The following is a 4,007-nucleotide window of genomic DNA, read 5'->3' as shown; positions in this document are numbered from 1 at the left end:
TCCAGGGCCACTTCGGCGACCTTGTTCTTGTAGTCCTTCTTTGGATCCATGCCGAGCATCAGCTTGATGCCGGCGAAGACGCTTGAGTCATTGAGCCAGATCTCGGCGCGCTCCGGATCGAGGCGGCGGCGCCGCGACCGAGCGCCCGCATCAGCCCGTCGTAGGCGACCACGGTGCCGAGGAGGAGGAAGCGCCCCGTGGCCTTCAGTTCGTCCCGATCGAAACCGAGCACGAAGAGCGCCATGGCGACCGTCGCCATGCCCACGAGAAACGCGAGCAGCTTCAGCCCGAGCGTCGCCGATACCGGTGCGATGCCGAGGATGGCGCCGAGGACGGTGTCGCCAAAGAGCCCGCCGAGGCCGAAGCTGTGCGCCCAGGCGGGCCCGGCCACATGGGTCGAGGCATAGACCGACATCAGGGCGACGGCGATCGGCGCGAAGATGACGCGCGACAGCGCGCGGTCCTCGCCGCGGTGGGCGACGAAGCGGGCGCCCCAGGCCGCGAAGATCACGGCGATCATCCAGGCGCCGTGACCGGCGATGACGAAGAGCGGCGAGGCCAGCGCGGCGCCGAAGCGGCCGAGGAGGTTGCGCGCCGGCTCGTCCGTCGCGGCGAGCCAGGAGGGGTCGTCGGGCGAATAGCTCAGGAGCATCATCGCAGTCAGGAGCCCGAGCCCCAGAAGCACTACGCCCAGAAGCTCCTTGCCGCGCCGTTCGAGCGCCGCCTGGATGTTCTGGTCCAGAAGCGGATCGCGCTGGCGTGCCTGGTAAGATGCCATTCCCTCGTCCCTCAACCGTACAGGCAGGCGCGGATCTTCCGCAGCCCCCGCTGCATCTCTTCTTTGGGGGCCACCATCGCCACGCGGATGTAGCCCTTGCCCGGATTGTGGCCGCCGACCTCGCGGGCGAGATAGGCGCCAGGCAGCACCCGGACCCCCGTCTCGCGCCAGACCCTGATCGCCGCGGCCTCGCCGTCGTCGACCGGAAGCCAGAGGAAGAAGCCGCCCTCGGGACACTGGTAGCCCTGCACGCCCGCGAAGACCCGGTCGGCCAGGCGGAACTTTTCCTGATAGAGCGCGCGGTTCGCCTCCACATGCGCCTCGTCGCCCCAGGCCCGTTCCGAGACATGCTGGACCGGCAGCGGCAAGGGCGCGCCGCCGTAGGCGCGAAGCTGGCGGAACCGGGCGATGGCCTCACGTCCGCCCGCCACGAAGCCGGAGCGGAGCCCGGCGAGGTTCGACCGCTTGGAGAGCGAGTTCATCACCACGACCCGCTCGGGGTCGGCGCCGATCTCGGAGGCGACCTCAAGCGCGCCGACCGGCGGATGGTCGCGCCAGATCTCGGAATAGCATTCGTCGGAAAGGAGGACGAAGTCGTGCCGTTCCGCGAGCCGGATGAGCCCGGCGAGGTAGTCGCGCGGCGCGACCGCGCCCTGCGGGTTCGCGGGCGAACAGACGTAGGCCACACCCACCCGGTCGAGGAGCGCCGTCGGCAGGCCCTCGTAGTCCGGCAGGAAGCCGGTTGCCGCGGTCGCGGGGACGAAGACAGGCTCCGCCCCGACGGCGAGCGCAGCCGCGGCATAGGGCTGGTAGAACGGGTTCGGCATGAGAACGACAGGCTGCTGGCCCTGCTTCACTTCGGGGCAGAGCGCGAGGCAGGCGTCGAAGAGCCCTTCGCGCGTGCCGTTCAGCACCATGATCCGTTCGGGGCCAATTTCGGCGCCGTAGCGGAGCCTGATCCAGCCGGCGATGGCGGCGAGGAGGCCGGGCGTGCCCTCGTTGGGCGGATAGCGGTTAAACTCCGCCATATGGGCATTGAGGACCGGCGCGACGAAGTCGGGAATGGCGTGCTGCGGCTCGCCGATCGTCATGGTGACGGGCTCGCCCCCCGCCGGATGCGGGTCGAGGAGTTTCCGCAGGCGCGGAAAAGCATATTCCGGAAGGTTCGAGAACCGCTCGGGAAACGTCATTGCTGCCTCAATCGTCGGAGTCGTTCCGCCCCGTTTGACCGCAATCTAGCGGGCCGCGCGCGCCCGGTCCAGAAAAAGCAATGCTTTCCGGGGGCTGGCGCGGGGGAATTGTGGCTTTTCGGCCCCTGCGCCGCCGGGACTGCCCGGGGACCGCCGCGGGACCCCGTCAGGCCAGCGCCCGTTCCGCCGCCGCGCCGAGGCGGAGAAGCCGCTCCTCGCCCATCGGCCGACCCATGAGCGTTATCCCGGTCATCGGCAGGCCGGTGGGAAGGGTCAGGGCGCAGAGGCCCATCAGGTTGCCGATCCGGGTATTGCGAAGCGCCAGCAGATTCTCGGCGGCGAAGTATGCCTGGTCGGCAAGAAGCCGATCCGTCTCGGGCGGGAGGTTCGCCACGGTAGGGACGAAAACGGCGTCATAGGCGGCCGTCCGATCCGCCCAAACCTCGCGCAGCGCGCGGAGCCAGCGCCAGGCGGCGACGAAATCGACCCCCGAGTGCTGGGCGCCGGCGCGGAAGCGTTCGAGGATCGGCGGGTACATCCGCTGCGGCGCGGCCTCGATCTCTGCCCGCCAGGTGGCGTAGGCCTCGGTCGTGAAGAGGACACCGGAGAGACCCATGGCATCGGCAAGCTCCGGCACCGCGCCGCGGTCGAGCGTCGCGCCGGCGTCCGTCAGCCGTTCGAGCGCATGGGCGAAACCGGCGGCCGGTTCGGGGCGGATGTCGTCATGGGCGACAGTTTCGAGCACGAGGAAGCGGGTCCCCTTGAGCGTCGCGCCGGCGACGTCTGCGGGCTTGCCGCCCTCGAGCGCGGCGAGAAGGAGCGCGGCATCCTCCACCGTGCGGCAGATCGGCCCGACCGTGTCGAAGCTTTCGGCGAGGGGGACGACACCCTTGAGGGAGAGCCGGCCAGAGGTGGTCTTGAGCCCGACGAGATCGTTCCATGCGGCCGGCAGGCGAACCGAGCCGCCCGTGTCCGATCCGATCCCGGCGGCGGCCAGTCCGAAGGCCACGGAGGCCGCAGCGCCGGAGGAGGAACCGCCGGGCGCGCGGGCGGGATCGTTCACGTTGGGTGGCGTCGCCGTCATCGGGTTGAGGCCGAGACCGGAGAAGGCAAGCTCGGTCATGTGGGTCTTGCCGAGGCAGACGAGGCCCTGCATCGCCGCGTTCCGGAGCACCTCGGCGTCCCCTGCCGGCACTCGGCCGGCAAGGAGCCGCGAGCCCGCCTCAGTCGCCACGCCTCCGGTATCGAAGAGGTCCTTCCACGAGACCGGCACCCCGTCGAGGGGCGAGAGCCGGAGCCCGGCCTTCGCGCGGCGGGCGGCGGCGGCGGCTTCCTCGAGCGCGCGGTCCTCGGTGAGGCGCGCGTAGATGCTGTCCCAGAGGGGGTGCGCCCGGATCGCGTCGAGGAAGGCGGCGGTGAGTTCCTCGGGGTCGATCTCGCCCCGCCCGATCGCGCGGCCCAGGTCGCCCGCGCTCATCTGCCGCCATTCCGCCATGCCCGCCTCCGCTGCTTCGGGCAAGACGGTAGCGGCAGGCGACCGCATGGACAATCCCGGCCGGGCGGGGATAGTGGAGGTCATGCGATATGATGCGGATGTGATCGTCACGGGCGGCGGGCTGAATGGCCCGGCGCTGGCGCTGGCGCTGGCGCGGGCGGGGCTGACCGTCACCGTGATCGACGCGCAGCCCGCGACGGCGCGGGCGGAGGCGGGTTTCGACGGCCGGGCCTATGCGCTCGCCCTCGCGTCGAAGCGGCTTCTGGAGGCGGTGGGGGTCTGGGACCGGGTAGCGGCGAACGCGCAGCCGATCCTGGAGATCAAGACCTCGGACGGGCGGCCGGGAGAGGGGCCGTCACGCTTCTTCCTGCATTTCGACGCGGCCGAGATCGAGGAAGGCCCGATGGGGTTCATGGTCGAGGACCGCCACCTCTATGCGGCCTTCCTCGATGCGATGCGGGCGGAGCCCCGAATCACCCACCTGCCGGCGACGACGGTGGCGGCGCAGGAAGCCGGGCCGGCGGCGATCACCGTGACGCTCTCG

At 70.7% G+C, this 4,007-nt stretch carries 4 protein-coding genes; 1 reads left to right on the top strand and 3 read right to left on the bottom strand.

Features of this window, described 5'->3' with window-relative positions; translation table 11 throughout:
- Positions 1–58: 58 nt before the first annotated feature.
- The 3 genes from F9K34_RS17460 to F9K34_RS17450 form a co-directional block, all read right to left on the bottom strand.
- Complete coding sequence (locus F9K34_RS17460; protein ID WP_291338390.1) at positions 59–778, bottom strand: DNA translocase FtsK 4TM domain-containing protein; 720 nt, start codon at positions 776–778, stop codon at positions 59–61.
- Positions 779–789: 11 nt separating this feature from the next.
- Positions 790–1,968, bottom strand: coding sequence for an aminotransferase class I/II-fold pyridoxal phosphate-dependent enzyme (locus F9K34_RS17455; protein ID WP_291338389.1), 1,179 nt, complete (start codon positions 1,966–1,968; stop codon positions 790–792).
- Positions 1,969–2,134: 166 nt separating this feature from the next.
- A complete protein-coding gene (locus F9K34_RS17450; protein WP_436405763.1) occupies positions 2,135–3,463 on the bottom strand; it encodes an amidase in 1,329 nt (442 codons plus the stop codon).
- A gap of 82 nt (positions 3,464–3,545) precedes the next feature.
- Here F9K34_RS17450 and F9K34_RS17445 point away from each other — a divergent pair.
- Positions 3,546–4,007: FAD-dependent oxidoreductase (locus F9K34_RS17445; protein WP_291338391.1), on the top strand; the 462-nt coding region annotated here is incomplete at its 3' end.

This window comes from Albidovulum sp. (genome assembly GCF_008933605.1).
Classification (GTDB): Bacteria; Pseudomonadota; Alphaproteobacteria; order Rhodobacterales; family Rhodobacteraceae; genus Albidovulum.
Note: the sequence above shows the minus strand (reverse complement) of the source record. Positions and strands in the feature narration are given on the sequence as shown.